Origin of the sequence: Shewanella sp. 5S214, from assembly GCF_041439795.1 — a bacterium.
GTDB lineage: Bacteria > Pseudomonadota > Gammaproteobacteria > Enterobacterales > Shewanellaceae > Shewanella > Shewanella vesiculosa.
This window is the reverse complement of sequence record NZ_JBGOOV010000013.1, coordinates 49697-75051: the sequence shown is the minus strand read 5'-3', so window position 1 is coordinate 75051 and position 25355 is coordinate 49697. Positions and strand designations below refer to the sequence as shown.

25 protein-coding genes and 1 pseudogene are annotated in these 25355 nt (G+C 43.0%); 4 read left to right on the top strand and 22 right to left on the bottom strand.

Annotated elements, in window-relative coordinates; genetic code table 11:
* Positions 1-288: 288 nt before the first annotated feature.
* The 12 genes from ACED29_RS10745 to metA all read right to left on the bottom strand — a co-directional run bounded on the left by ACED29_RS10745 (position 289) and on the right by metA (position 13013).
* The gene (locus tag ACED29_RS10745) at positions 289-1239 is read right to left on the bottom strand and encodes a hypothetical protein (RefSeq protein ID WP_371697646.1); all 951 of its coding nucleotides are present in this window, start codon (positions 1237-1239) and stop codon (positions 289-291) included.
* Between the two features lie 190 nt (positions 1240-1429).
* Positions 1430-2350, bottom strand: a complete 921-nt coding sequence (locus tag ACED29_RS10740; protein ID WP_124016209.1) for a M14 family metallocarboxypeptidase — start codon at positions 2348-2350, stop codon at positions 1430-1432.
* Between the two features lie 38 nt (positions 2351-2388).
* On the bottom strand, positions 2389-3393 hold the full coding sequence (locus ACED29_RS10735) for a DMT family transporter (RefSeq protein WP_371697645.1): 1005 nt from the start codon (positions 3391-3393) through the stop codon (positions 2389-2391).
* A 10-nt stretch (positions 3394-3403) separates the two neighbouring features.
* Positions 3404-3607, bottom strand: a complete 204-nt coding sequence (locus ACED29_RS10730) for a hypothetical protein (protein WP_124016276.1) — start codon at positions 3605-3607, stop codon at positions 3404-3406.
* 138 nt (positions 3608-3745) lie between these two features.
* Complete coding sequence (locus tag ACED29_RS10725) at positions 3746-4504, bottom strand: SDR family oxidoreductase (protein ID WP_124016210.1); 759 nt, start codon at positions 4502-4504, stop codon at positions 3746-3748.
* Positions 4505-4516: 12 nt separating this feature from the next.
* A complete protein-coding gene (gene mmsB, locus ACED29_RS10720; protein WP_124016211.1) occupies positions 4517-5416 on the bottom strand; it encodes a 3-hydroxyisobutyrate dehydrogenase in 900 nt (299 codons plus the stop codon).
* 13 nt (positions 5417-5429) lie between these two features.
* Positions 5430-6548: an enoyl-CoA hydratase/isomerase family protein gene (locus ACED29_RS10715; RefSeq protein WP_371697644.1), complete on the bottom strand. Its 1119-nt coding sequence runs from the start codon at positions 6546-6548 to the stop codon at positions 5430-5432.
* The gene (locus tag ACED29_RS10710) at positions 6548-7330 is read right to left on the bottom strand and encodes an enoyl-CoA hydratase (protein ID WP_182721890.1); all 783 of its coding nucleotides are present in this window, start codon (positions 7328-7330) and stop codon (positions 6548-6550) included. The genes ACED29_RS10715 and ACED29_RS10710 overlap by 1 nt, the downstream gene beginning before the upstream one ends.
* 72 nt (positions 7331-7402) lie before the next feature.
* Positions 7403-8560 carry an acyl-CoA dehydrogenase family protein gene (locus ACED29_RS10705; protein WP_182698854.1) on the bottom strand — a complete coding sequence of 386 codons (1158 nt, stop codon included), beginning with the start codon at positions 8558-8560 and terminating at the stop codon, positions 7403-7405.
* A 198-nt stretch (positions 8561-8758) separates the two neighbouring features.
* The gene (locus ACED29_RS10700) at positions 8759-10252 is read right to left on the bottom strand and encodes a CoA-acylating methylmalonate-semialdehyde dehydrogenase (RefSeq protein ID WP_371697643.1); all 1494 of its coding nucleotides are present in this window, start codon (positions 10250-10252) and stop codon (positions 8759-8761) included.
* A gap of 162 nt (positions 10253-10414) precedes the next feature.
* Positions 10415-11608 (bottom strand): acetyl-CoA C-acyltransferase, encoded by a 1194-nt coding sequence (locus ACED29_RS10695; protein ID WP_124016216.1) that lies wholly within the window; start codon positions 11606-11608, stop codon positions 10415-10417.
* A 460-nt stretch (positions 11609-12068) separates the two neighbouring features.
* Positions 12069-13013: a homoserine O-succinyltransferase gene (gene metA, locus ACED29_RS10690; protein WP_182698857.1), complete on the bottom strand. Its 945-nt coding sequence runs from the start codon at positions 13011-13013 to the stop codon at positions 12069-12071.
* 431 nt (positions 13014-13444) lie between these two features.
* On the opposite strand from metA, the gene ACED29_RS10685 reads away from it, so the two are divergent.
* Complete coding sequence (locus ACED29_RS10685) at positions 13445-14197, top strand: SDR family NAD(P)-dependent oxidoreductase (RefSeq protein WP_371697642.1); 753 nt, start codon at positions 13445-13447, stop codon at positions 14195-14197.
* Between the two features lie 90 nt (positions 14198-14287).
* Here the strand turns inward: ACED29_RS10685 and ompW are convergent, their stop codons facing one another.
* From ompW to phhA, 7 genes are all read right to left on the bottom strand, one after another.
* Positions 14288-14935: an outer membrane protein OmpW gene (gene ompW, locus ACED29_RS10680; protein WP_124016219.1), complete on the bottom strand. Its 648-nt coding sequence runs from the start codon at positions 14933-14935 to the stop codon at positions 14288-14290.
* Positions 14936-15165: 230 nt separating this feature from the next.
* Positions 15166-15873, bottom strand: a complete 708-nt coding sequence (locus ACED29_RS10675) for a nucleotidyltransferase family protein (protein ID WP_371697641.1) — start codon at positions 15871-15873, stop codon at positions 15166-15168.
* The gene (gene maiA, locus ACED29_RS10670) at positions 15860-16510 is read right to left on the bottom strand and encodes a maleylacetoacetate isomerase (RefSeq protein ID WP_124016221.1); all 651 of its coding nucleotides are present in this window, start codon (positions 16508-16510) and stop codon (positions 15860-15862) included. Before maiA ends, ACED29_RS10675 begins: the two co-directional genes overlap by 14 nt.
* A gap of 99 nt (positions 16511-16609) precedes the next feature.
* Entirely contained in the window at positions 16610-17596 is a 987-nt protein-coding gene (locus tag ACED29_RS10665; RefSeq protein ID WP_124016222.1) for a fumarylacetoacetate hydrolase family protein, read from the bottom strand.
* A 236-nt stretch (positions 17597-17832) separates the two neighbouring features.
* Positions 17833-19371, bottom strand: coding sequence for a transcriptional regulator TyrR (gene tyrR / locus ACED29_RS10660; protein WP_124016223.1), 1539 nt, complete (start codon positions 19369-19371; stop codon positions 17833-17835).
* A 161-nt stretch (positions 19372-19532) separates the two neighbouring features.
* Entirely contained in the window at positions 19533-19874 is a 342-nt protein-coding gene (locus ACED29_RS10655; protein ID WP_124016224.1) for a 4a-hydroxytetrahydrobiopterin dehydratase, read from the bottom strand.
* An 83-nt stretch (positions 19875-19957) separates the two neighbouring features.
* Positions 19958-20755: a phenylalanine 4-monooxygenase gene (gene phhA, locus ACED29_RS10650; RefSeq protein WP_124016225.1), complete on the bottom strand. Its 798-nt coding sequence runs from the start codon at positions 20753-20755 to the stop codon at positions 19958-19960.
* A 295-nt stretch (positions 20756-21050) separates the two neighbouring features.
* Here phhA and galE point away from each other — a divergent pair, with 295 nt between their 5' ends.
* From galE to ACED29_RS10635, 3 genes are all read left to right on the top strand, one after another.
* Complete coding sequence (galE, locus tag ACED29_RS10645; RefSeq protein WP_182698863.1) at positions 21051-22073, top strand: UDP-glucose 4-epimerase GalE; 1023 nt, start codon at positions 21051-21053, stop codon at positions 22071-22073.
* Between the two features lie 273 nt (positions 22074-22346).
* Positions 22347-22832 carry a ferredoxin-type protein NapF gene (gene napF, locus ACED29_RS10640; protein ID WP_273058769.1) on the top strand — a complete coding sequence of 162 codons (486 nt, stop codon included), beginning with the start codon at positions 22347-22349 and terminating at the stop codon, positions 22830-22832.
* Between the two features lie 112 nt (positions 22833-22944).
* Positions 22945-23304: a polymer-forming cytoskeletal protein gene (locus tag ACED29_RS10635; protein WP_124016228.1), complete on the top strand. Its 360-nt coding sequence runs from the start codon at positions 22945-22947 to the stop codon at positions 23302-23304.
* On the opposite strand, the pseudogene ACED29_RS10630 reads toward ACED29_RS10635, so the two are convergent.
* From ACED29_RS10630 to ACED29_RS10620, 3 genes and pseudogenes are all read right to left on the bottom strand, one after another.
* Positions 23301-23726: pseudogene (locus tag ACED29_RS10630) on the bottom strand (GFA family protein). The gene ACED29_RS10635 and the pseudogene ACED29_RS10630 overlap by 4 nt on opposite strands.
* A gap of 39 nt (positions 23727-23765) precedes the next feature.
* Positions 23766-24449: a DUF2982 domain-containing protein gene (locus tag ACED29_RS10625; protein ID WP_371697672.1), complete on the bottom strand. Its 684-nt coding sequence runs from the start codon at positions 24447-24449 to the stop codon at positions 23766-23768.
* Positions 24450-24514: 65 nt separating this feature from the next.
* Positions 24515-25279: a YdcF family protein gene (locus ACED29_RS10620; protein ID WP_371697640.1), complete on the bottom strand. Its 765-nt coding sequence runs from the start codon at positions 25277-25279 to the stop codon at positions 24515-24517.
* Positions 25280-25355: the final 76 nt, after the last annotated feature.

The following is a 25355-nucleotide window of genomic DNA, read 5'->3' as shown; positions in this document are numbered from 1 at the left end:
CTATATGACTCAAGCAAGCAAAAATGATATTGAAACTAGAATACGGCAAAGCCGAGGTAAATACGAAGCGCGATAGTGTAAGGATTTTTGGCCTATTTATCAACCTAGCAATCAACAATAGCGCAGACAAATACTGGCCACTTTTGAGATACAAGCAAGTATATACCAACCATTATGAATATATCAGGGACGATAAATACACCAAGGTGGCTTAACACCGAAAACATCAATATGTTTTCGGCATCAATGATAACCGTGTGAAGTATTTAGTAAAAATATTGCCTCAGCTTAGGCGCTTGCTGGATCTGTTACATGGTCTGGATGAATTTCTGCTTGGATAAAGCAGTTTTGTAGCACTTTTTTCGATGGGTACATACTTGCTGTGCTATCAATTATTTGCGCATCAAAATCGACAACAATAGGAATAAAATGGCTCGCTTTGGTGATTTTACGCTGTCTTAATTTTTTCAATGCGCTGATATCAGCATTCGAAGGCGAATGGTCAAAAGTAAAATACAAATAATGAATCGTATTTTGAGACTTCATTCCGAGCACTTTCTTTAACTCTACTAAGCGAGTCACTAATTGCTCATTCTGTGCTTGAACCTGCGCAATTGAGACTTTACTCATATCAAATACGGATATTGAAATAACACTATTGATATACTTTTGCGCCGCAATAAACTCAAGCCCTTCAACCTTAGCTGAACCGTCTGTCTCGAGTATTGATGGCGCTAACTCTACAAAGCCGTTGCTATTGATTAAAATGTCTTTTAAACGCTCACGGGCTGTGGGCAATGTACTAAAATACGCCTCTTTCTTGCGAATATTGTGTCTCATGTAACCCGCTAGGGCACCACAAAGCACTAAAAAGACGATTTTGCCACCAATACGATGCCAAAAATCTAGGTATGGCGCATCCGGTAAAGTAACCCCGGCTTCCAAGGTTAGCGCTTCAACCTCTAGCGGCATCAGATCAATGTATAAATCATCTTCTGGCAGCATGCCAGCAAAACGGCCATCGTAATTCCACAGTGGAATAAATAATACTTCAACCGATTTATAGATATAGCCAATATCGACGTTATCGCCCTCTGGTGTTTGAAATCGTTCGTCATCGGGAAGTTCCACTAGGGTAATAATGTTTTCCCCACCAAAAGAAATTAATCCTGCTTTGGCATGCGAAATATTAGCGGTTATAAGCAAGCAGAATAGCAATAGTAAGAAAATATTTTTCATTTTAATCCTTTATGAATAAAAAATAGCTGATTAGTGATCAGACTAAGCAGTGAATAGCGGAACCACAAATTATAATCGCAATGAGTCTTTTAGATTCCCTTCATACAAGGACTCATCGCTATTATACTAAAAAATGCTCAGACAACAACGCCATAGCGCTTATAATCGCGCGACTAGCCTAGGAGCATTTTTATCGTTTTAAATACTCAATAATGTAGTCTAATCCACCAGTGATAGCGGCGACTTGGGCATCGTTACATTCTTGCGCTGTGACCAGAGGGCTATCAGGATAAACTTCAGTCGTAGTGTTAAAGTGATTGTCAGTGATACCGGCGCATAAACTGAGTTTTTTTACCGGATAGTTAATCACCCCAAATTGCTCAATCGGCACTTCAATTAGTTGCCCATTATCGTCTGGTGCAATATGGGTCACTTTGGCAACGGAATCAATTATCGCTTTTTGAAATGCGGGAGTTGGATTATCACTGTCACCCACCAAATAAAAACCGTCAGGAATAATGCCTTTAGCATAATCAACGCCATCGCGAGCAGACAATACTGGTCTAAACTCTATCTCGTCAGTGTCGGTCGTTTCATGTAAATCAATATGTGCATAAACCTCACCCAGTGTGGCCACAAATGCCATTAATGCCGCTGATTCTTCCGCAGGACTGTTAGGGTAAAAAGAGCGATTAGGATCGATGGCTTTTGGGTTCCAACGATTAATGGTTTCATAACCCCACGGGCTGATACATGGCGCAACCACCACATTAAAATACTGAGCGTAATCTTGCGCTTTAGTGGCTAAAAATTGAATGGCACCTTGTACACCACTGGTTTCATATCCATGTACGCCGCCGGTGATCAAAATGGTTTTTTTAGTACTGTCCCACTTGAGTGGCTTAAAACCAAATAAAGGATACTTGTCGACGTCATAAGATAACGCGCCATACTGTATTTGCTCAAATTGAGCCGCAAGCGGGGTTAACTTACTGACCACTTCATCTTGATATGACCGCTTGATAGTCACTTGTGCTAACCATTGGGCTTTGTGATCATCGGTCCATTTTTGTCCAGGAATGCCAATTGGATACGCTGTTGAATTGCTCATATAACCTCGTTAATCGTTTGTTTTATTGAGTTAATCTATTACGTTAGTTTATTTATTGTGACGGATTTAGGTTTAACTAAAATAACTAAGCCTATGCCTAAAAAAATGATACTGGCCGAAATACTAAGATGAATACTGATCACTTCATCTAAAAATAGTACCCCGCCAAAGGCGGCGATGACAGGAACGGTCAGTTGTAATACTGCCGCATGTGTTGCTGTTAACCCACGTAAAGCTTGATACCATAATGCGTAACCGACGCCAGATGCCAGCCCACCTGACAATACGGCCAATAAAATGCCTGCGGGCGACAAGATAAGGTGATTAATGGGTTCAACAACGCTAAACAATGGCAGTAACCAGACTACACCTATCATTGCCGCAACTAACGGCAAGGTGCGAATAAAATTATATCCGGTATCAAACAGTGGTTTGCGCGACTGTTTACCCAATAACGTGTAGCCACCCCAAGCACAGCCACTGAGGGCCATTAATATTAGGCCTATGATTGAAGGAGCGCTGACGCCCGGTAAAACTAAATATCCAAAACCTGCAAATGCCAATGAGGCACCAATAACCTCGAGTAAGGTTAACCGTTGGCCTTGAATATAACTCATCAGCATCATACTCATTTGTACTGCAGCAAATAAAATTAATGCGCCAGTTGCGGTATCAAGAAGCACGTAAGCGTATGAAAATGTGACCGCATAAATGAACAGTAATCCCGCAGCGAGAAAGCTGCCGTGACTCGCTGATATTGCTGCCTTGGTTTTATTGGCAGCACTTTTATTAACGTCACTTGTATTAACGTCACTTGTATTGGTGTGGAGGCGACGAGTTCGCAATAACATTAATAGCCACAACACCAACGCCCCTGCAGTTAAACGAATAGCGGTAAAACTGCTTGGATCAATTAATGGTGTGGTTTGCTGAACTGATAATGCCATGCGGCACAATACCGAATTAGCCGCAAATGCGACCAGAGCCACTAGGGTATACAAGGCCACAGAAAGCGTCGATAAATATGCTAATAGAACAGACATAGACAGGCGACTATGCTTTTTTCTTAAAGGTAAACTTTTGCACAAACCACTGTATTACCCCGACTTGTTGAACGTGAGTTAAGCCAAAATAAACACAGATCCACGGAGAAATAAGTAAAAACCAAGGTAACGCAGCTGTCGAGCGACCTGAGAATTGTAAATATAAAAAACCGCCGTAAATAATAATGACGCCGAAGATCCCCACTATTAACATGATTTTTTTAAGCAGGTATTCTAATTTGGCCACGTAATTAATCCTTAAAAAGTAAAAAAGTCACGCCGAGATAATACACATGGTATTCACTCGGCGTGACGGCATCATAACAAACTGATTAAGCGAAATACTACCGGCTTATAAACGAATACCGCCATCAATTTCAAATACTCGGCCGTTGACGTAATCATTTTCAATGATAAAACGCACTGTAGAAGCAATTTCTTCCGGTTGGCCTAAACGACCGACGGGTACCATTTGCTCAAGGCGTTCTAATGCTTCAGGCTTCATTGCTGCAGTCATTTCAGTGGCGATAACACCAGGGGCTACCGCGGCGCTGCGAATATTGTAGCGCGCTAACTCTTTGGCCCAGCCAACAGACATAGCTGCAACGCCAGCTTTAGAGGCTGAGTAATTAGACTGCCCCATGTTACCGGATTTAGCTAAGCTAGAAATATTAATGATAACCCCAGCTTGGCCAGTCTCAATCATGGCTGCAGCGGCTTCACGACCACACAAAAAAGTACCGGTTAAATTGACGTTAATGACGGACTGAAATTGTTGATATGACATGCGATCAACGACTTTGCCGTCTTTCGCTTTAACCATTAAGCCGTCACGTAAAATACCTGCATTGTTGATTAACACATTCACTTGGCCAAAATCTTCAACAATAAATTTAAAACCAGAAACGACGTCTTCTTCATCAGTAATGTCTAAGGCGTAACCTTGCACTTCAGTGATTGAACCTAAATCAGCACAAGCCTGTTCAAGTTTGCTTTGGTCGACATCGATAAGTGCCAATTTAGCCCCTTGTGCAGCCAAATTTTGCGCCATTGCCAGACCTAATCCACCTGCTCCGCCAGTAATGACGACAACCTTATCTTTTAATTCCATCAACTGAATCCTTTATTTTTTCTTTGAAAACTGTTCAAAAATACTTGAAAAATCGCGACGGCCATTGCCTTGACGAGCATGATTAACATATAAACTGCGAGCCAAAGATCCCATCGGTGTGCTTGAGTTAGACGCGACGGCCGCTTCTTGCGACAAGCCTAAATCTTTTACCATCAAATCGACCATAAAGCCGCCTTGATAATCTTTCGACGACGGTACATTTTCCATCACATCTGGGCATGGATTATACTTTTCGAGAGTCCAGTTACCGCCACTGCTGACTTTCATGATATCAGATAGCACTTTAGGATCTAAACCATTATCCAAACCTAATTGCAATGACTCGCTAGTACCGACCATCAACACAGATAACAGCATGTTGTTACATATCTTGGCAATTTGCCCAGCACCCACAGCGCCAGCATGAAAAATATTGCCGCCCATAACAGTCAGTACGGTTTGCGCTTGTTGATAAGCTGAGTCACTACCACCACAAATAAAGGTTAAGCTGCCGGCGGCTGCGCCTGCTGTGCCGCCAGAAACGGGTGCATCCATAAACTCTATGCCTTTTTCGCAAGCTTTAGCTCCCACTAGACGGGCACTATCTGCATCTATGGTAGAACAATCAATTAATAGTGCATGCTTTGACACAACATCAAGCAGGCCTTTATTGTCATCGTCACCTAAATATAAGCTGCGTACATGTTTGCCAGCGGGAAGCATGGTTATCACAAAATCGGCAGCGGCTGCTGCGCCACAGGCAGTTTTAGCGCTTAATGCACCTTGATCAGTTAACGCTGTGACTGCGGCCGGGTTTAAGTCAAACACTGTGACTGTCATACCCGCCTTAACTAAGTTGGCCGCCATTGGGCCACCCATATTGCCTAAACCAATAAATGCTACTGTTGCCATGTTGATTATCCTTTTATAAAAAGTCTGCTAATGGGTGCTTATCTGCGGCCCAAGGAGATGTGACAAGTTGGGCTATTTTACTCGGTTCAACCGCTTCAACATCGGTAAACAGCCATTGAGGGTTGCGATCCTTATCAATCAGTAATGCCCTTACACCTTCACAAAAATCCCCCATAGAGCAACAATTAACGCTAACACCCAGTTCCCACTTGAAGCATTCGGCTAAGCTCAGCGCTGAACCTAATGCCGCTTGAGAAAAGATCAGATGCCAGCTGATCGGACTCCCCGCTAATGCTGTTTTCTGCGCGCGTTTAAGCCAATCAAGCTCAGTATTTAGCGTCGATAATTGGTGATGAACATCCAGAATGTCACCTGCCATTAGTAAATCGATTTGACTTTGAAATTGTTGTAAATGACTGGTTGTAAGCGACGCTAGATGCGGCTGTGTCATACCAGAAAGCAAGTTGCTCAATAGCTGATGATTTGTATCGTTATCTTGGCTCCACATTACTTCGGCCATAGCATCAAACAGCGGCTGTTTTTCATCGCTGGTTAAGTAATAGTTACCCAAGTTAACGTACAAGGCGTCTGAGGCGTTCATGTTGTAAGCCGTTAAGCCTAGAAATAAGCCTGTTTTTCCTGGCATACGATTTAAAAAGTAACTGCCACCGACATCGGGATATAAACCAATGGTGACTTCTGGCATCGCAATACGACTGCGCTCAGTCACAATGCGATGACTACCACCAGCCATGAGTCCTAATCCGCCGCCCATGACAATGCCGTCGCCCCATACTAGTACAGGCTTACCAAATTGATGCAGTAAGTAATCCAATTGGTATTCTTGGGTAAAAAATTCACAGGCTTCATCGGTGATGTTATTGGGATTAGCGATGGATGCATGGTAAATCGCACGAACATCACCGCCAGCGCAAAAAGCCTTGTCGCCAGCGCCTTTGATAACCACGCAAGCAATACTGTCATCGTTTTTCCAGCGCGTAAGCTGGTTTTGCATCGCTGCAACCATGTTGAGCGTTAATGCATTAAGCGCTTTTTCGATATTCAGGGTCACAACGCCAATAGATTGGCCTGATAGTGTGCCTAACGTTTGAAATATTACCTCTTGAGTCATTAGCTGTTCTTCCAATTTGCGGCGCGTTTTTGTAAAAAGGCGTTCACACCTTCAGCTTGATCTTCACTGCCAAACAGGTCAACAAACAATTCACGTTCAAGCGGTAATGCCTCAACTCTTGGCATTGTACGCCCAGCATTTATCAGCGTTTTACATGCACTGACACTGCCAGGAGACTGTTTAGCCACTTTAGCGGCTAATGCGACTGCAGCGTCGAGGGCTTGGCCTTGTTCAACCACTTCTTCAATCAAACCAATTTTTTCAGCTGTGGCTGCATCAATCCGTTCACCGCATAAAATCATCCGTTTAGCCCAGCCCTCGCCCACTAGTGCGGTTAAGTTTTGGGTGCCACCGGCACAAGGTAATAAACCCACAGTGGCTTCTGGTAGCGCCATTTTCACTTGGGTTTCAGCAATACGTAAGTCACACGCTAATGCGACTTCTAAGCCGCCACCCATGGCATAGCCATTAATGGCCGCGATTGATACACCGCGAAACGCACTTAGAGTTTCAAAGGCTTCGCCAAAGTGTTTGGCCATGTTAGCGGCATTTTCTTTATCACCGTCGGCAAATAAATTTAAATCGGCACCGGCAGAAAAAAACCTATCACCTTGGCCAGTGATAACAAGCGCGTAAACATCCTTGCGTTGATTTAATGAAAGCACGATCTGTTTCAACGTTTGTAAACTGTCAGCTGTCCAGGTATTGGCTGGCGGGTTGTTCAACGTCAAAATAGCCGTGTGACCAATTATGTGTTCCAGTATATTGGTTTGAGCAGTCATAACCTTATGTCCTTATGTTAGTAATCATTTATGGATCATTCAGTTGTGGATCAGTCAGCAGTGAGCCACCCGTTACAGGATAGGATGTGCATCGCTGGCTAACAAACGACGAGCAATAATTAACCGCATGATCTCGTTAGTGCCCTCTAAAATTTGGTGCACACGTACATCGCGGAAATGACGCTCTAATGGATATTCACGAATGTATCCGTAACCACCATGAATTTGCAGCGCACTGTCGCACACTTGAAAGCCCACATCGGTGGCAAAGCGTTTTGCCATGGCACAATATGCGCTGGCCTCAGGGTCTTGAGTGTCGAGTTTAAATGCCGCTAAACGCACCATTTGACGTGCAGCAACTAACTCTGTTGCCATATCCGCTAGTTTGAATTGTAGTGCTTGAAAAGCCGCTAATGGCTTACCAAACTGTTTACGCTCATTCATATATTCGGTCGCGCGCGTTAAGGCCGCTTGTGCAGTGCCAATTGAACAGGTGGCGATATTAATTCGTCCGCCATCTAAACCTTTCATGGCAAAGGTAAAACCTTGGCCTTCTTCGCCAAGTAAGTTAACCGCTGGAACGCGCACATTTTCGAAGCTGATCATTCTCGTCGGTTGGGCGTTCCAGCCCATTTTATCTTCCGCTTTTCCGTAAGTAACGCCAGCAGCATCGGCTGGTACTGCAATGGCAGAAACCCCTTTAGGGCCAGCTTCACCGGTACGGCACATCACCACTAAAAGCTCAGTTTCACCCGCTCCAGAAATAAAGACTTTCGAACCTGTGATCACGTAATCGTCACCATCACGCACGGCTTTAGTTTGCAATGAAGCAGCGTCGCTGCCAGCTCCTGGCTCAGTTAAGCAATATGACGCCAATAACTGCCCTGTGGTTAAGCCTTCTGACCACTGTTGGCGTAAGGTTTCAGTGCCCCAGGTAGTGACCATCCAAGTGGCCATATTATGGATGGTTAGCATTGCTGTGGTTGTTGTACAGCCATGGGCTAATTCTTCAAAAATAATTGAAGAATCTAACCGAGACAGGCCCATACCTCCTTCTGATTCTGGCGAGTAAAGTGAACAAAAACCCAGCTCACCGGCTTTTTGAATCACGTCTTTAGGAAAATGATGTTCTTCGTCCCATTTGGCGGCAAATGGCGCCAGCTCTTCTGCTGCGAATTGACGGGCTAAATCAGCAAACTGACGCTGATCTTCATTTAAATTAAAATCCATACTGGAGTCCTTATATTATCTTGGATGACTCTCGGGTCATTTGATATTTTGCCCACCTGCAGCTTGAGCTACTTAGTCATTAAATGGTGATGTTTGGGCTTACGACATCACCATCCGATGGTGCGAGTCAAAATGGTCTTGTTGTATTAGCAGATAAAAATAACCGCGATAGGTTTTATCATAACGCGGCCAATGAGCTTATTTGAGGTCAATACTCATGTTAGGACCGCTAACCGCTTCTGCATCAAACCAGCGTGTGGTAATGGTTTTGGTTTCAGTACAAAAACGTACAGCTTGCTTACCATATGCGTGTTGATCGCCATAGAAACTGCCTTTCCAACCTGTAAACGAGAAGAAAGGTAGTGGCACAGGAATAGGAACGTTAATCCCCACTTGGCCTACTTCAATTTCATGTTGATATTTACGCGCTGCGCCGCCTGATGCGGTAAAGATTGAGGTACCGTTACCATAAGGGCTGTTGTTAACCAGTTCGATAGCATCGTCTAAGTTATCCGCTTCCATACAACACAGTACTGGACCAAAAATCTCTTCTTTGTAAATGCTCATGTCGGTGGTGACATTGGTGAACATGGTTGGGCCAACCCAGTTACCAGACTCATAACCGGCAACAGTGAAATCGGTTCCATCGAGTAAGCAATCAGCACCTTCTGCTTTGCCTTGAGCAATCAGTTTTAGGACACGCTCTTTTGCCGCAGGGCTGATAACAGGGCCGTAAGCAGCATCTTTATCATCCCATAAACCAGGACGAACCTTAGCTAACGCTTCTTTTAATTCAGGGATCCACTCTTTGGCTTTACCGACAAAAATGGCGACTGAAATGGCCATACAACGCTGACCTGCAGCGCCAACCGAGGCACCGACCATGTTATTGATCACTTGTTGCTTGTTCGCATCAGGCATGATCACACAATGGTTTTTTGCCCCTGCAAACGCTTGTACCCGTTTGAGGTTATCAGTGCCGGTTTTATAAATGTATTGGCCCACACCCACAGACCCCACAAACGAAATCGCTTTAATTGCTGGGTCTCGTAGTAAAATATCAACCGCGATTTTGTCACCATGGATAAGTTGTAACACGCCTTTTGGTGCGCCCGCTTCAACAAATAACTCCACTAAACGTTGTGGCGTCATGGGATCTTGTTCAGACGGTTTTAAAATAAAGGTATTACCGCAAGCAATTGATAATGGGAACATCCATAACGGGATCATTGCTGGGAAGTTAAACGGAGTAATACCGGCACACACACCTAATGGTTGCGTGTAGCTATACGTATCGATATTACGAGCAACGTTTTCTACCGTTTCACCCATCATTAACGACGCAACACCACAAGCATGTTCAGCAACTTCAATCCCGCGCCATACATCACCTTTAGCATCTTCAAAGGTTTTACCGGTTTCTTGCGCTAAAATTGTCGCTAATTCGTCGTGATGTTCTTTGAGCAAATGTTGGTAACGCAACATAACCCGAGCACGTTCAGACACGGGAACTTCTTTCCAGGTTTTAAACGCTTCCTTAGCACTGTGAATAGCCAGCTCGACTTCGGCGGTAGTCGCGCAGTTTATTTTTGCGATAACGCTGTTGTTAGCAGGGTTAGTCACATCAATATTGCGATCGCCGCTACCAAAGGTGAATTCGCCATCAATATAATGCTTAACTTGTGTAGTCATGTGGTTTTCCTCGATCCTTGAACATCTATGAGTGAGTAACATCACTCGTATTGAGTTATTGCACAGGTAATGCCGTTTATTATGTTTGTCAGTCTCACTCATTGAGTGGCTGGATGTACATATACCTGCGCAGTGGTCTTATTGAACTTAGCGAGTGTGGCTTTATTCCACTTCTATCGCCATCGCGGTGGCTTCACCACCACCAATACATAGTGATGCCACGCCGCGCTTAAGACCACGGGCTTTTAAGGCATAAATCAATGTCACTAATAAACGTGCGCCAGAACAACCAATTGGATGACCTAATGCACAAGCACCGCCGTTAACATTGACTTTGCTGTTATCTAAACCAAGTTCAGACACGGCAAGCATGGTTACCATGGCAAATGCTTCGTTAATTTCATATAAATCAACGTCATCTTTACTCCACTGCACTTTTTCGAACAGTTTTTGCATCGCGCCAACGGGAGCTGTAGTAAACATTGATGGTTCTTGCGAGTGAGTCGTATGGCCTTTAATGGTCGCCATAACGGTTAGACCTAACTGAGTGGCTTTCTCACGGGTCATTAGCATCAGTGCCGCAGCGCCATCTGATATTGAACTTGAGTTAGCCGCAGTAATGGTGCCGTCTTTAGTAAAAGCAGGACGTAAGCTGGGGATTTTTTCAGGACGAGCGTTTCCAGGCTGTTCATCGATATCAACACTGATATCACCACCGCGAGCACTTACAGTGACAGATACCACTTCATCTTTAAACGCTCCCGACTGAATCGCTGCATTGGCTTTTTCCAGTGATGACAATGCGAAAGCATCCATTTGTTCACGGGTTAAGCCAAAATCATCGGCCGTTTTTTGTGCAAACGTGCCCATAGCGCCGCCAGTATAGGCATCTTCAAGGCCATCTAAAAACATATGGTCCATTACTTTACCGTGCCCCATACGCATTCCGCTTCGAGCTTTGTCGAGTAAATATGGCGCTCTGCTCATGTTTTCCATGCCGCCAGCCACAACCACTTGGCTGCTGCCGGCTTTAATTAAGTCGTGAGCTAACATGACGGTTTTCATACCTGAACCACAGACTTTATTCACTGTTGTGGCACCAACACTTAGAGGTAAACCGGCACCTAATGTGGCTTGACGAGCTGGTGCTTGGCCAAGTCCAGCAGGCAACACACAGCCCATTAGCACTTCATCTACGCTATCGGCACTGATCCCCGTTTGGGCTAAAAGGCCTTTAATCGCCGTGGCCGCTAACACTGGCGACGCGACCTCAGACAATGCACCTTGAAACCCACCCATTGGTGTACGCTTCGCGGCAACAATAACGATATCTTGACCTGTTTGCTCTGTACTCATAACCACTCCAATTCACTGCGCTTTAAAAATTATTGAAAATAATATCACACCACTTTGACGTTGACGCTAACGTAAAGCAAGTAAAAAATGGTCTAAAGGGTGATGTTAATCTCATAGGGTTGTCATCGAAGATTTACACTGGATAAAAAAACACTAAAAATGGTAGCTAACTAACTGTTTATAAATTAGTAATTATCAGGAGGTCTTACTGTGAAAAATTGGATTACACTTTAGTCTATGAAGTGGCCCCAGCATGAACAATTGTGCTATGAATGCTGATAATTGACGGCAAATTTTAATGATTAATCGCGTTTTAGCGGCTGATAGCAATACATCAGAATGGTGACATTCTGGAGAGCAGATAAACAAAAAAGGTTATTTCACGTTATCGCGTAATAGCCTTAATAAAAGTCACCTCAACGCAACAAAATAAACGCCTATAAAATTGAATAATAAGTGATTATTTTTTACTTTCCCATGGCGTTTTGGCGTTCATGTCGGACAGATCATAAGGCGTTAACTGATAGACATAATAATTAAGCCAATTGCTGATCAATAAACTGCCGTGACTATGCCAACGCACGATAGGATCTTGGTTTGGATCGTCTTGACGATAATAATTTTGTGGAATATCAGGATTAAGATCTAGGCCTTTATCGCGCACATACTCGTCATTCAAGGTATCTTTTTGATACTCAGGATGACCCATAACAAACACATTACGATTATCGCGACTAAGAACAATATAGGCTCCAGCGTCATCAGACTCTGCCAACACGTCTAAATCAGGATGTTGGCGAACTTGTTCAATATCCATTTCGGCGAAGCGAGAATGTGGCGCAAAAAATTCATCATCAAAACCTCGCAATAATGGATGTGGATCGCTGGTGCGACGATGATTAAACACCCCCGAACGTTTAGTGGCCAATAACTTACGTTCTAAATTGTAAAGATGATAGAAACCCGCATGAGCAGCCCAGCACAGAAATAATACTGATGTCACATGTTGCTGAGACCAATCAATGATCTCGCGAATATGGTCCCAATAGACCACATCTTTAAAGTCAATTTGGCCTAAAGGCGCGCCAGTAATAATCAAGCCATCGTAATTGTTGTGCTTGATCTCTTCAAAATCACGATAAAAAGTATTCATGTGATCCACAGACGTGTGCTTTGACTCTTTATCATGGATGCGTAATAAATCAACCCCGACTTGCAATGGCGTATTACCCAATAAGCGCAATAGCTGGGTTTCAGTTTCAATTTTATTGGGCATTAAATTCAAGATTAATACCCGCATTGGACGAATGTCCTGATTAGCAGCACGGGTTTCAGACATCACAAAGATATTTTCTGACTCTAAAATACCTGCTGCTGGCAGGTTATCTGGAATTCTAACCGGCATACTGATTACCTTTTGTGTGAATAAAATAAATTATCTTGTGTATTTAGCCATAATGATGAATTTGTCATATCGACCATATCGCACTATCACTGCCACAGATAGAGCATGCCGAGGTGATAAGCGTATTTAGCCTTAGGTGAGTCACCGCTTAAGATCACAAAATCACCATAAATATTCGCCTAAAATAACGCCTAGATATTCTCAGGACTGTCAGCACATTACCATTGAAAATAATGTCTTACTTAGCGCTAAGGCGATGAATAGGCTTTGACAGCCCATTATTGTCATCTAACTGACCACTCATTGTTAGTCGCTTTCATCATACACAAGGATGTCTAGAAGTCTACACGTCTTTAGTTGAAATATTTTCTCGCTTGTTATCAATAGCCGATATTCCTATTATAAGACACCACATTACGATGATGCTGACTATGTTAACAACCACGCCTACCGCAACGGCAATGATTATTGGGGCGACTTCGCAATTAAGCCAAGCGCTTGCACGACAGTTATCGGAACAAAATGTATCCCTAGTGCTTTTTGTGCCAGATCCTGATGTATTAACCGATTTTTGTCGAACCTTACCAGGAGAAGTGAGCGTTTACCCGTTAAGTATTTTTGAGCCTGAAACCTTAATTAAGCAACTCACTTCTGCATGGGAGCAGCACAATGGTGCTCATCTAGTGATCGTCAATACGGGTGTGAATCATTATGACGCGGCACTTCCTTGGCCGATTGAACAAGATATTGTTGATATCAATGTCAGAGGATTTGCCGCCATCAGTAACTGTGTGTTTAAGTTGATGTGTCAACAAGGTTATGGACAACTGGCGGCGATTAACTCAATAGCGGGCCAACGTGGTGGTCCAAATGTGGCTTATCATGCCTCTAAAGCGTTTGCCGCTAATTATCTGCAAGGTTTGTGCATGCATGCACAACGATTAAAATTACCTATTACGATTAGTGATATCCAGCTTGGCTTATATGATAAAGCGATGTTTCTCAATACGCGCTTTTTATTGTCGCCGATAGACAAGGTCGCCAAACAAATATTAACCGCCCTTAAAAAAGGTAAACGCCGAGTGTATGTCACTAAACGCTGGCGTGTTGTGGCGTGGATTAATCGCTTATTACCTGAATATATTTACAACACCCGCCATTGGAAACCGCGTAAAAAATCTTAATAAACAACACCAACAAAAACAGGAACCCTTAGGTTCCTGTTTCGTTATCACTGCCATTATCGCAGAGGTATTCTAAGTAACGTGAACGACTTAAAACGTATAACCCACGCTAACCATGTAAACCCAAGGGTCAATATCGGTATCAACCACAACATGATCGGCACCCATGTCAAAGCTCACATCAGTAGAAATTTGTGCATACCAAACTGACGCGTTAACTAACCATTTTTTGTCAATTTGATAATCAAGACCAACTTGAGCCGCAAGTCCCCAAGAATTCGATAAGCTTAAATTTTCTAAGCCAAGATCTTTCGCATCTTGAGTAAATTCATTGTCATAGAAATTAGTAAAGTTAACGCCTAAACCCACATATGGACGTAAAGCTGACTGTGAATCACCAAAGTAGTATTGTGCTACTAGTGTTGGCGGTAACTGCTTTGAGTCTGCAATTTTACCTAATGCGCCCAGTGAAACATCGTGGCTAAAAGGCGATGCCGCAAGTAATTCAATACCGACATTATCAGTTAACATATAACCAAAGTTTAGCCCTAGCTGAACATCATTATCGACACTAAATTCAGCAACATTTGCCACTACTGGGCTTGACTCATTTGGAGCAACCATCGCCACACCGGCACGGACAATAATATCTCCAGCTTGATGGGCCGCAGCACTAAATGACAGGCCGGCAGATAATAAAGACACGGCAACTAAACTTAGGGTAATTTTCTTATTCATTTTTAACACTCCTTGGCAATGACAACTAGATGCAGTTGAGTGCATCCTCAACATTTGCCAACAACCTACATAAGTAATCTATGAGTAACATTGACATAGATCAACAAAAGCATAATACCCCTTTAGAGATAACAACTTAATTGAGTTAGCTTGATTTAGATCACATATCAAACTGAGTAAATCAGACTGTTAAGCGCATATTGAGAAAATATGAGAGGTCACAAAGAGCATTATTTAGAGCTTAGAAATGGCTCAGTAATCATGATTAATTTAGGATACTGGAGTAGCCATTTCTTTTGAATGACTCTAGATTTAAACACACTGATGTCGCGTTTAGGATTAGCATGTAAACTCAGAGAAAAAAGACAGGCTAATCCAAAAACAGCGTCCACCTTAATCTCATAGTCATGGGCCAATACTGTTGTTGCAGAATTAGGGCCTGTAAAAGGCACTTTTTGATTAATATTAACTGCGACAGCAGGACTGGGATTGACTAACTTAACCCCGACTGCCGTTTGTTTTTCAGGCCAATAAGACATGGCGTCAAGACATGATAAATAAGCAGGATCGTTATTTCTGAGATGCATTCTGGCTTGATTTTTCACTGACCATGGCAAATCGGCTTGCTGCCTTAGTTTGGCTTCAATCTCGCGATCACGCTCTACAGATACATCACTATCACACCAGTAAATCACGTCGATATCATTTAATGCTTGTGACCTAATATGATGTAATTTATCCCATACCAAATTACGTACAAAGCCGGCAGCAATGTACCAATCACCAATATTGAAATGATTTAACACTTCACAGCATACTTGCAAGGCATTTAGACGCTGAGCATCTTGTTGCAACCATGTCGATAACTGCGCCTGTAACGCATCAGCCCCTAGTCGTTGCAACTCATTACTCACACAGGTTTCATTAGCTGGCGTCATGCTGCTGCTCTGGTGCAGCGTCAGCAAATGCACTTAATTGCTGGCACTCATGCCAAATCCTGACAATATTGGGGTATGCGGCCAGCTCTAAGTTAAAGCGTTTGGCATTATACACTTGGGGGATCAAGCAAATATCAGCCAGCGAAGGCGTATCCCCAAAACAGAAGCGTCCAGAATATTGGCCTAGTTGCACTTCCAGTGCAGTAAAACCAACATGGATCCAATGATGATACCAACGCATTTTATCGGCTTCAGACACGCCCATTTCGTTGACTAAATATTGTAATACTCGCAAATTGTCTAAAGGGTGAATTTCACACGCAATGGCCTGAGCCATACTACGTACAATGGCACGATCTTCAATATTGCTTGGCAGTAGATGATGATCTGGATACTTATCTTCAAGATACTCAATAATGGCCAGTGATTGCGACAATGTCAGCTCACCCTGCTCGCCGCTATCAACAAAGGCTGGCACTAAATGCTGTGGATTTAATTGATGAAAACTGGCACTGTGTTGCTCACCGCCATTATTAACTAAATGCACCGAAATATGTTCTGCGGATAACTGCTTTAAGTTTAATGCTATACGAACCCGATAAGCCGCACTTGAGCGCCAATAACCATAGAGCTTCATGTCAATTTCCTTATTTTTATTTTATTTTGCCTAACAAAAAGGCAATAACGACTGAACGCTATTGCCTTAATTATGTCAGTTTACATTACCCTAATAATCTTAGGCTTTGTACTCAACCACTTTTTGATCGATAGAACCAAAAATACTCACACCGTTTTCATCAAACATTTCGATACGTACCGTATCGCCAAAGTGCATAAAAGGTGTTGATGCTTTACCGTCGGCAATAATTTCAAGCATGCGCTTTTCAGCCAAACAGCTTGAGCCAGCACTGCGGTCATAGTTTGAAATAGTGCCAGAACCAATAATCGCACCGCTGCCCAATGGGCGAGTTTTAGCCACATGTGATACTAACTGACTAAAGTTAAAAGTCATGTCCACGCCCGCATTAGGACGCCCAAATAACTCACCATTTAAATGTGTTACTAGGGGTAAATGCACCTTGCTGTCTTGCCACTTATCACCTAATTCATCAGGGGTAATCGCAATAGGTGAAAACGCACTTGATGGTTTAGATTGGAAAAAGCCAAAGCCTTTACCTAACTCGCCAGGGATTAAATTACGCAGTGAGACATCGTTAACCAACATCAATAATTTGATGTGCTTAGCGGCATCTTCGCTGCTAACACCCATGGCGACATCATCAGTGATAATGGCAATTTCAGATTCAAAATCAATACCAAATTCTTCACTGGCCATTTCGATATCGGCTTTAGGCGCAATAAAACTGTCTGAGCCACCTTGATACACCAGAGGGTCGGTCCAAAAAGATGCCGGCATTTCAGCGCCACGCGCTTTGCGGACCAATTCAACGTGATTGACATAAGCACTGCCATCGGCCCATTGATAAGCTCGTGGTAAAGGTGATAAGCAACGACTTTCATCAAAATCTGCCGCATTATCCATATGCCCAGCGTTTAACGCTTCATATAACTCATTCAATTGTGGGTAAAGCAGATCCCAAGCATCTAATAATTGCTGCATAGTATGTGCAATAGCAGGTACGGCGACGGTTTTGCTCAAATCTTTACTGACTAACATCAACTGGCCGTCGCGACGTCCGTTGTGATAACTTGCAAGTTTCATTATTGCTCCTAAATACTGGGTGAGCGCAGCGGATTATCCACACTACACGCTCAATTTGACGATACAAATAACCGATCACGGCAGAAAAACCTATAGCGTGAGCTCAATCACATTTTGTTGGTGCTCACGGCTATTTGTAAATTATTCGTTACATTAATATAAACGCACCGCAAATACTGATTTACAGCGTTTATGTGACTAAAATGCCAGCAAAATACTGGCATTAAATCGTTACATCACTTTTTCTTACTAATATTATAATCGCGTAATTTATTAGCAATTGCGGTATGTGACACCCCAAGTTTCTTAGCCAACTGTCGTGTACTTGGGTACGCAGGATACAATCGACGCAATAAACCCGCCTCGTATTCTTTCATGGCTTCATCCAAGGTGCCTTCAAACTCTTCGTCGAAGTAACCAAAACCTTCGGCATAGGATGGTAATTTGAGTTGTTCAACGGTCAGCTCTGTCGAACCATCCCACATGGATACCGCCCTAAAAATGGCATTTTTCAATTGACGCACATTACCTGGCCACGCATAAGTAAACAGATAGTCGCGGCAAGTTGCCGAGATCCGTCTTAATGGACTCGATAACTGCTGACTATAATGTTCTAAGAACATTTCGGTTAATGGCAGCACATCGACTCGGCGCTCACGCAGGGATGGCATGTGGTAACTTAATACATGAATACGGTAATATAAATCTTCTCTAAACTCACCCGCTTGGCAGAGCTCAGCTAAATGTTTTTGGGTTGAGCAAATAATACGCACATCTGCGCGAACTTCTTCATCACCACCAATGCGTCTAAAAGTACCATCTTGTAGTAAACGCAGTAATTTAACTTGCGCCGCTTTGGACATTTCGGCAATTTCATCCAGAAAAACTGTCCCGCCTTTGGCTTCTTCAAATAACCCGCGTTTTACAACGGTGCCATTGTTGACAAAACCAAATAATTCTTCTTCTGCGACGCTGTCTGGCAGTGCAGCACAATTAATCGCAATAAACGGATGCTCGCGGCGCATACTGGCATCATGACTAGCACGCGCCATGAGCTCTTTACCCGTCCCCGTTTCACCGGTTATTAACAAAGGCGCATCGAGCTGTGCCATGCGCTTAGCTTGCTTGAGTATGTCTTTCATTTTATCGCTAACCGCTAATACATTATCAAAACCTGTGGTTTGATTTTGCAGCGCGTTAAATTGTTTACCGACTCTAGCAGGTGATTTGAGCGAAATAACGGCACCCGCTAAAATGGTTTTGTCATCATCGTCAGGTAAATAAATGGGTAGCATTTCGGCCAAATACTCGTTCGAGTTAATTTGCACTCGAGTAGCTTGAGCCAATACAGGTATTTCACTCATCCAACGGGCAAAGTTAAACCCCTGAACCCAATGGTTAAGTGACTCCCCTACCACTTCATGTTCAGCCATACCTAGCGTCAATAAGGCCGATTCATTAGCGATGCGCACTCGCCCTTTAGCGTCAGTTGAAAACACTGAGTCGGGTAAGGTTTTAAGTAAGGTTTTAAGGGCATAATGCTCTTGTTCTGACGGCATAAAAGACACGGTACGGACGTCATGTACACTTTCAACCTTACGAATTTGCGGCATTAACTCTCGTAATGTTTCAAAACTGATCTCAGCAAATTGCAGGAATAAGAACCCCTTATTACTGGCATCAATTGCGATTAAGTTAATTCCATGTTTTTCGAGCACGACGAGGATGTCTTTCGCTAAACCCACGCGATCAATACAGCTGACTTCCAAACGCATAATGTAACGATTCCCTATTTATTGAAGTTTTATTGCGGAAATTTGGCATAACGTTAGAGGGATATTGCTTCGGTGGCAAGTGAAGTTTACAGTAGAATTGTAACAGAGCGATTATTTCAGCACATTACGTTAACGTAATGTGCTGAAATCGATGACGATAATTACGCGTCTAACAACTGGTCTGTCTTGGCAGCCATGATAAAATCGTTTTTGTGTAAACCTTTAATTGAGTGTGACCACCAAGTGACCGTGACCTTGCCCCATTCGGTTAATATTCCAGGATGATGACCTTCAGATTCGGCTAAATCAGCTAACTTATTGGTAAACACCATGGCCAGCTTAAAGTTTTTAAATTTATAAACCCGCTCAAGCTGCATAATACCGTCACGAACTTCAACGCCCCAATCGGGGATCATACCGACAAGTTCAGCCAACTCAGCATCACTCACTTTCGGGGCATCGGCTTGGCATGCTTCACACTTCATCTCGGTTAATGCGTTCATTTTTACTCCTAGGCTTAATTATAATAATGTCTAACTTGCATACTGATGAGAAAACAACCCTCTATTCAGTAGCAGTAAATCGATTAAATTGCTTTGGTTTTAGGGGCGAACTTAGGCTCAAACATGCCTAATTGGCGGGCCTTGGTTACCATACTCATAATGTCCATACGGGCAATTTCATCTAAATAATCAATATGGTTAATCACGTAATAGATAGGCTGCATAATATCGATACGATAAGGAGTACGCAGTACATCAAGTAAGTCAAAAGGTTTGCGTTCTGGCTCATCACTTAACGAATAAAGCGTTTCACCAGGAGAGCTCAAAATACCACCACCGTAAATGGCTAATGGCTCATTTTTCGCTTGTACCAAACCAAATTCAATAGTGAACCAATATAGCCGCGCAAGAAACACTCGCTCTTCTTTGGATGCCGCAAGTCCTAACTGGCCATACATATGCGAAAAATGTGCAAATGATGGATTAGTCAACAATGGACAATGACCAAATATTTCATGAAATATATCAGGCTCTTGCAGGTAATCAAACTCTTCTTTGCTACGTATAAACGTCGCTACTGGAAACTCTTTATTGGCCAGTAACTCAAAAAAACGCCCAAATGAAATTAATGCTGGTACCGCTGCGGTTTTCCAACCCGTAGCATCTAATAACACTTTATCGATTTCGGGTAACTGCGGAATACGGTCACTCGACATGCCTAAGGCATCGAGTCCTTGCAGATAAGCATTACAAGCTTTCCCCGGCATATTCGTCACTTGGCGCTGATACAATTGTTGCCATAATTGATTCTCATGCTCAGAATAATCAATGTAACCCTGGGCATCAGGTTGATGGGCAATATACTTTGTTGCTGTACTCATAAGTTCCACTTTACGTCAACTTCACTCCCTACATAGTGTGCTAACGTTGACGTTTTGTTAACTCCCTCACAGTTTATTTCATGCGGTTATGTTGCTTTAATCGTAAACAAATAAATACAAACGAGCTGTAAGCCCCATGAGTAGGCTCAGGTTTTATCACCATAAATGAACACATTACAGCAAGACTTAACCCAAGTTAATTTAGCGCGCCATCGATAATTTAACTGACGATAGAGCTGGGATAATTTACAATATCATTCACACATGATTCATTAATTCATAGGATGATTTATTTATGGCAATTTTAGTAACCGGTGGCGCCGGCTATATTGGTACCCACACAGTCGTTGAGCTATTAAATGCCGGACAGGAAGTGATCATTGTTGATAATTTATCAAATTCAAGTGTTGAAGCCCTAGCCCGTGTTCATACTATTACTGGTAAGGATGTCACTTTTTATCAAGGCGATATTTTAAATAAGGCTTTGCTACAAAAAGTATTTGTAGACCATAGCATTGAGTCTGTTATTCATTTTGCAGGCTTAAAAGCCGTCGGTGAGTCAGTCGCCGAACCATTAAAGTATTATGAAAACAACGTGACTGGCACGATTATTTTATGCCAAGTTATGGCCGAAAATAACGTTAAAAACTTAGTCTTTAGTTCATCCGCCACGGTTTATGGCGATCCAGCGAGTCTGCCCATTAAAGAAGATTTCCCAACGGGCGCGACCAATCCATATGGTCAGTCAAAATTGATGGTTGAATATATTTTAGCCGACTTGTACAACTCAGATAACAGCTGGAATATTGCTCGACTACGTTACTTCAATCCTGTTGGAGCTCACGAAAGTGGCTTAATTGGTGAAGATCCTAACGACATTCCGAATAACTTGATGCCGTTTATTGCCCAAGTTGCTGTCGGTAAACGCGAAAAATTAAGCGTGTTTGGCGATGATTACGACACACCAGATGGCACAGGTGTTCGCGATTATATTCACGTTGTTGATTTAGCTGTGGGTCACTTACAAGCGCTTAAAAAGCTGCAAACAAAACCTGGATTGGTGACTTATAATCTCGGCACGGGTATCGGTTACAGTGTGTTAGACATGGTCAAAGCATTTGAAACAGCTTGTGGTAAAACCATTGCTTATCAAATCAGTCCACGCCGTCCTGGTGACATTGCCGCTTGTTATGCCGATCCGAGTTTTGCAGCAACAGAACTTAACTGGCGTGCGACTCATACCGTTGAAGATATGGCCAATAGCAGTTGGAAATGGCAATCACATAACCCTGATGGTTATAAAATGCCTAGCGCTTAACAATTTTTAGCTGCAGCGAATGCTAATATCAGGGTGTGTTAATCCTTCAAAGTAAATTTTGCGGCTGTGTGGTGATGTTATACTAGGCGGAGCTAATTCATGTAGCGACTTAACATGAATTAGCGATAACCCAGTAGAAACAAGCCACAATCCGCCCAAAACTTGCGATTAAACGCCCTTGTTAGCACAGGTTTTAGCTCGAAGCAATTTTCAGCCTGATAGAGCGACAACCCCTAGCGCCAGCTAATGCGTTTACGTCCAATTAGGATAGCCATGAGCCAAAGTATTAATCAAAGTCGGCGTAATCTATTTAGTCGCAGAAAATCCAATGTCACCCGCCCGCCATGGAGCAAAACAGATCAAGAATTTACTGACAATTGCACCCGCTGTGACAAGTGTATTACCGCCTGCGAAACCCAAATAATTAAACGCGGTGAAGGTGGGTTTCCTGAAATAGATTTTAATCTTGGTGAATGTACTTTTTGCCATCTTTGCGTTGATGTGTGCCCAGAGCCGGTGTTCGATCTCGCCCAGTCCTTACCCTGGTCAATTCGCGCCAGCATAAAAGACAGCTGCTTAACCTATGAAGGTGTTTGGTGCCAGAGTTGTAAAGATGCCTGCGATCCACGCGCAATTAGCTTTATCATGGCAGTAGGACAAGTGCCTAAACCCTTGATAGATACTGATGCCTGTACGGGTTGTGGTGCTTGTGTATCTCCCTGCCCTTCTAATGCCATACAGATTGGCAAACCGAGCTAATTTATCAAATACGGTATGTTAATCAGTTAGCAATATAGCGAGCGATTTTGGTGTTATTTATTTGCCTTTAACGCTATATTATCAGCCAAAATATAGCCATAAGAGCACTGAGATGTTTGGTCAAAAACAAGCTGCAAATCCGCTGAGTTTTATCGCCCCAGAATGTCACTTAACCGGCAAACTTATTTTCAGCGGTGATGTACTCATTGCAGGGCATATCAACGGCGATATTAAAGCACAAGGCAATGTGACGATTGAACCCAATGGCACAGTTGATGGTGATATTTTGTGCCGAAACTTAATGATTGCAGGCCAACTAACAGGTAAGGCACACTGTAAAAAAATGACCCTGCATGAGCAAGGTATTTTTGAAGGGGATGCGTATTGTGAAAACATCGAAATTTTAGACGGTGGCCAGTTTTTAGGTTATCGCCACGTAGAACCATTGACTCTGATTTCATCAAAAAGCTAATTTGAGCTTTTTGTCAGCGTTTTTCCTGCCTTATAACGCGGACAATTGTCATCGATATTTAACCAGCTAACCTGCTCATCAGTGTGTATATGGTAAGTTGGCTGCACTTTTTGTGGTAGATCAAGCGATGCAATCGATAATGTTATGTACTACGGATAATCCAGATGTCGGTAAGTCAGTGAGCAACCACAGTGTTGACAAAAAACCCGACGAATATCCTTTGATGAAGCAAACTCTGTGACTTGCCCTTGTAGCCATTCAACTTGTTCATAACAAAAATCCATCCAGCTCATCATCACCGCACCGGCACTTTTTCGACATTGACAGCAGTGGCAGTGATCGACATCAAATGGCAAACCATTAACTTGATAACGGATGGCGCCACATAAACACCCTCCTTGTAATAGCTCAAGCTGTGCCATGTTACCTCCTAGAAGATCACCACATCCTTTAATAATGGCTTATTCATCACTATTGATTAGTGCTTGTCGCTGCCATTGACGCAACAAAGCGACAAACTCTTTGGGCTCTCGATCTAAACTGTCAATGGATAGGTACACATGGTAACCAAGCTGCTCATTCAAGGTTTGGCAACGATGACCGAACATCGCCAGAACACCACGATAACGTTCACCGTTAACCACTAGCGGGGTAAATTCTGCACCTAAGTAACCTTCTAAACTTTGTAAATCCTCATCTTGAGTGGCAGCGGTCATCAAAAGTGGCCGCTGTTCGGTTAGTAATCCGGTAGCCAAACGCGGTGAAATACAATCTAATATGGGATTAATCTTTTTAAGTTTGACGCCAATATAAGGCAGTTCAATCATCTCCATATTTTGATTTACCCGCACGCTATCAAGCCGCTGAATATTATGCCATTCAATAAATACCTGACCACGACGATGAAAAAATACCACTCCTGTAGGCATTAGTTTGAAGCTGACCGCTGGCTGATACACTTTAGCGACACCTAACACCAGTGCGACTGAGCCTAAGGCAAAACACAACATACCGGGCACAAAAAAGCCTTTAAACCCAATAAAAATAATCAAGCTAGTCACTAAACTTAACGCGCCAACAACTGTAAGCGTGATGCCATTTCGCTTAGCATAAGGACTAATTAACATGTGCTCATCACTCACAATAGTGTCCTTGGAATTGATTGATAAATTATTCAAAATACTGCTACCCAACTATTTAGTAAACAACGCTAGTGATTATTCACTAATAGATCTTTAACCCACAACCATAATATACCGACATACTCATGAATGGCTCGCTGTGAATCTAACAAATTATCCGCAGTTAAACGCCACCAATCGCTACTATTAGCAATAAAGTCAGTTGGCGCCGCTTGGGGTTGCATCCCTAAAGCGTTAAATATGCGCATAGACCTTGGCATATGTGTCGCCGACGTCACCAATCTAAAAGGCTGAGTGCCCAAAAATTGCTTAAGTGCATTGGCTTCTTCAATGGTGTCTTTAGGTTGATTGAAGACCGTAATACTCTTTTTGGGGATGCCTAATTCTTGGGCCGCTTGAGCCATAATAGTGGCATGAGCAGTTGGCTGATTACCGCCGCTCCAACCACTGACCACTAAGGTGCAGTGTTGGCCAAGGCTAAACTGACGCACGCCTTCAGTTAATCGAGCCAGTGCTGTAGATGATAATTGCTGCACTGCAGTATGGCCTTGCTGCTCACGGTTACCCGATCCCAATACCATCACAACACAAGCCCCTGTTATTGGCTGATGGTTAACTTGATACTGTGACTCTAACGAATCCGCTAAATAATAGCTTACTTGCGCTTGGCTGGTTAATACCAGTAGCGCTATCGCAGCCACCAAGGCAATACGCCCAAATTGCAGCAAGCGTGTTCTTTTTGTGCGCCATAACACGGCGGCTATAACTAATAGCATAATGCTAAGCGGAATAGGCATGACTAATTGCGATAAGATTTTTTTAAGCCAAAACATCGGTATATCACTTGAACAATGAAAACTGTCGCTAGTTTATCGTTATAAAGTCTGAATACAAACCCTATCAAGCAAA

Excerpts from the sequence above, each read along its gene's own strand:
- ACED29_RS10710 (WP_182721890.1), bottom strand. The coding sequence starts at position 7,330 with ATGACTGCTCAAACCAATATACTGGAACACATAATTGGTCACACGGCT.
- ACED29_RS10655 (WP_124016224.1), bottom strand. The coding sequence starts at position 19,874 with ATGAACGCATTAACCGAGATGAAGTGTGAAGCATGCCAAGCCGATGCC.
- ACED29_RS10675 (WP_371697641.1), bottom strand. The coding sequence starts at position 15,873 with ATGACGCCAGCTAATGAAACCTGTGTGAGTAATGAGTTGCAACGACTA.
- ompW (WP_124016219.1), bottom strand. The coding sequence starts at position 14,935 with ATGAATAAGAAAATTACCCTAAGTTTAGTTGCCGTGTCTTTATTATCT.
- tyrR (WP_124016223.1), bottom strand. The coding sequence starts at position 19,371 with ATGCGTTTGGAAGTCAGCTGTATTGATCGCGTGGGTTTAGCGAAAGAC.
- ACED29_RS10620 (WP_371697640.1), bottom strand. The coding sequence starts at position 25,279 with ATGTTTTGGCTTAAAAAAATCTTATCGCAATTAGTCATGCCTATTCCG.
- ACED29_RS10740 (WP_124016209.1), bottom strand. The coding sequence starts at position 2,350 with ATGAGCAATTCAACAGCGTATCCAATTGGCATTCCTGGACAAAAATGG.
- ACED29_RS10700 (WP_371697643.1), bottom strand. The coding sequence starts at position 10,252 with ATGACTACACAAGTTAAGCATTATATTGATGGCGAATTCACCTTTGGT.
- phhA (WP_124016225.1), bottom strand. The coding sequence starts at position 20,755 with ATGAGTACAGCAACAAAGTATATTGCCCATCAACCTGATGCCCAGGGT.
- napF (WP_273058769.1), top strand. The coding sequence starts at position 22,347 with ATGAGCCAAAGTATTAATCAAAGTCGGCGTAATCTATTTAGTCGCAGA.
- ACED29_RS10725 (WP_124016210.1), bottom strand. The coding sequence starts at position 4,504 with ATGGAATTAAAAGATAAGGTTGTCGTCATTACTGGCGGAGCAGGTGGA.
- ACED29_RS10735 (WP_371697645.1), bottom strand. The coding sequence starts at position 3,393 with ATGTCTGTTCTATTAGCATATTTATCGACGCTTTCTGTGGCCTTGTAT.
- galE (WP_182698863.1), top strand. The coding sequence starts at position 21,051 with ATGGCAATTTTAGTAACCGGTGGCGCCGGCTATATTGGTACCCACACA.
- maiA (WP_124016221.1), bottom strand. The coding sequence starts at position 16,510 with ATGAAGCTCTATGGTTATTGGCGCTCAAGTGCGGCTTATCGGGTTCGT.
- ACED29_RS10695 (WP_124016216.1), bottom strand. The coding sequence starts at position 11,608 with ATGAGTACAGAGCAAACAGGTCAAGATATCGTTATTGTTGCCGCGAAG.
- ACED29_RS10685 (WP_371697642.1), top strand. The coding sequence starts at position 13,445 with ATGTTAACAACCACGCCTACCGCAACGGCAATGATTATTGGGGCGACT.
- ACED29_RS10730 (WP_124016276.1), bottom strand. The coding sequence starts at position 3,607 with ATGTTAATAGTGGGGATCTTCGGCGTCATTATTATTTACGGCGGTTTT.
- ACED29_RS10745 (WP_371697646.1), bottom strand. The coding sequence starts at position 1,239 with ATGAAAAATATTTTCTTACTATTGCTATTCTGCTTGCTTATAACCGCT.
- mmsB (WP_124016211.1), bottom strand. The coding sequence starts at position 5,416 with ATGGCAACAGTAGCATTTATTGGTTTAGGCAATATGGGTGGCCCAATG.
- ACED29_RS10715 (WP_371697644.1), bottom strand. The coding sequence starts at position 6,548 with ATGACTCAAGAGGTAATATTTCAAACGTTAGGCACACTATCAGGCCAA.
- ACED29_RS10665 (WP_124016222.1), bottom strand. The coding sequence starts at position 17,596 with ATGAAACTTGCAAGTTATCACAACGGACGTCGCGACGGCCAGTTGATG.
- ACED29_RS10635 (WP_124016228.1), top strand. The coding sequence starts at position 22,945 with ATGTTTGGTCAAAAACAAGCTGCAAATCCGCTGAGTTTTATCGCCCCA.
- ACED29_RS10705 (WP_182698854.1), bottom strand. The coding sequence starts at position 8,560 with ATGGATTTTAATTTAAATGAAGATCAGCGTCAGTTTGCTGATTTAGCC.
- metA (WP_182698857.1), bottom strand. The coding sequence starts at position 13,013 with ATGCCGGTTAGAATTCCAGATAACCTGCCAGCAGCAGGTATTTTAGAG.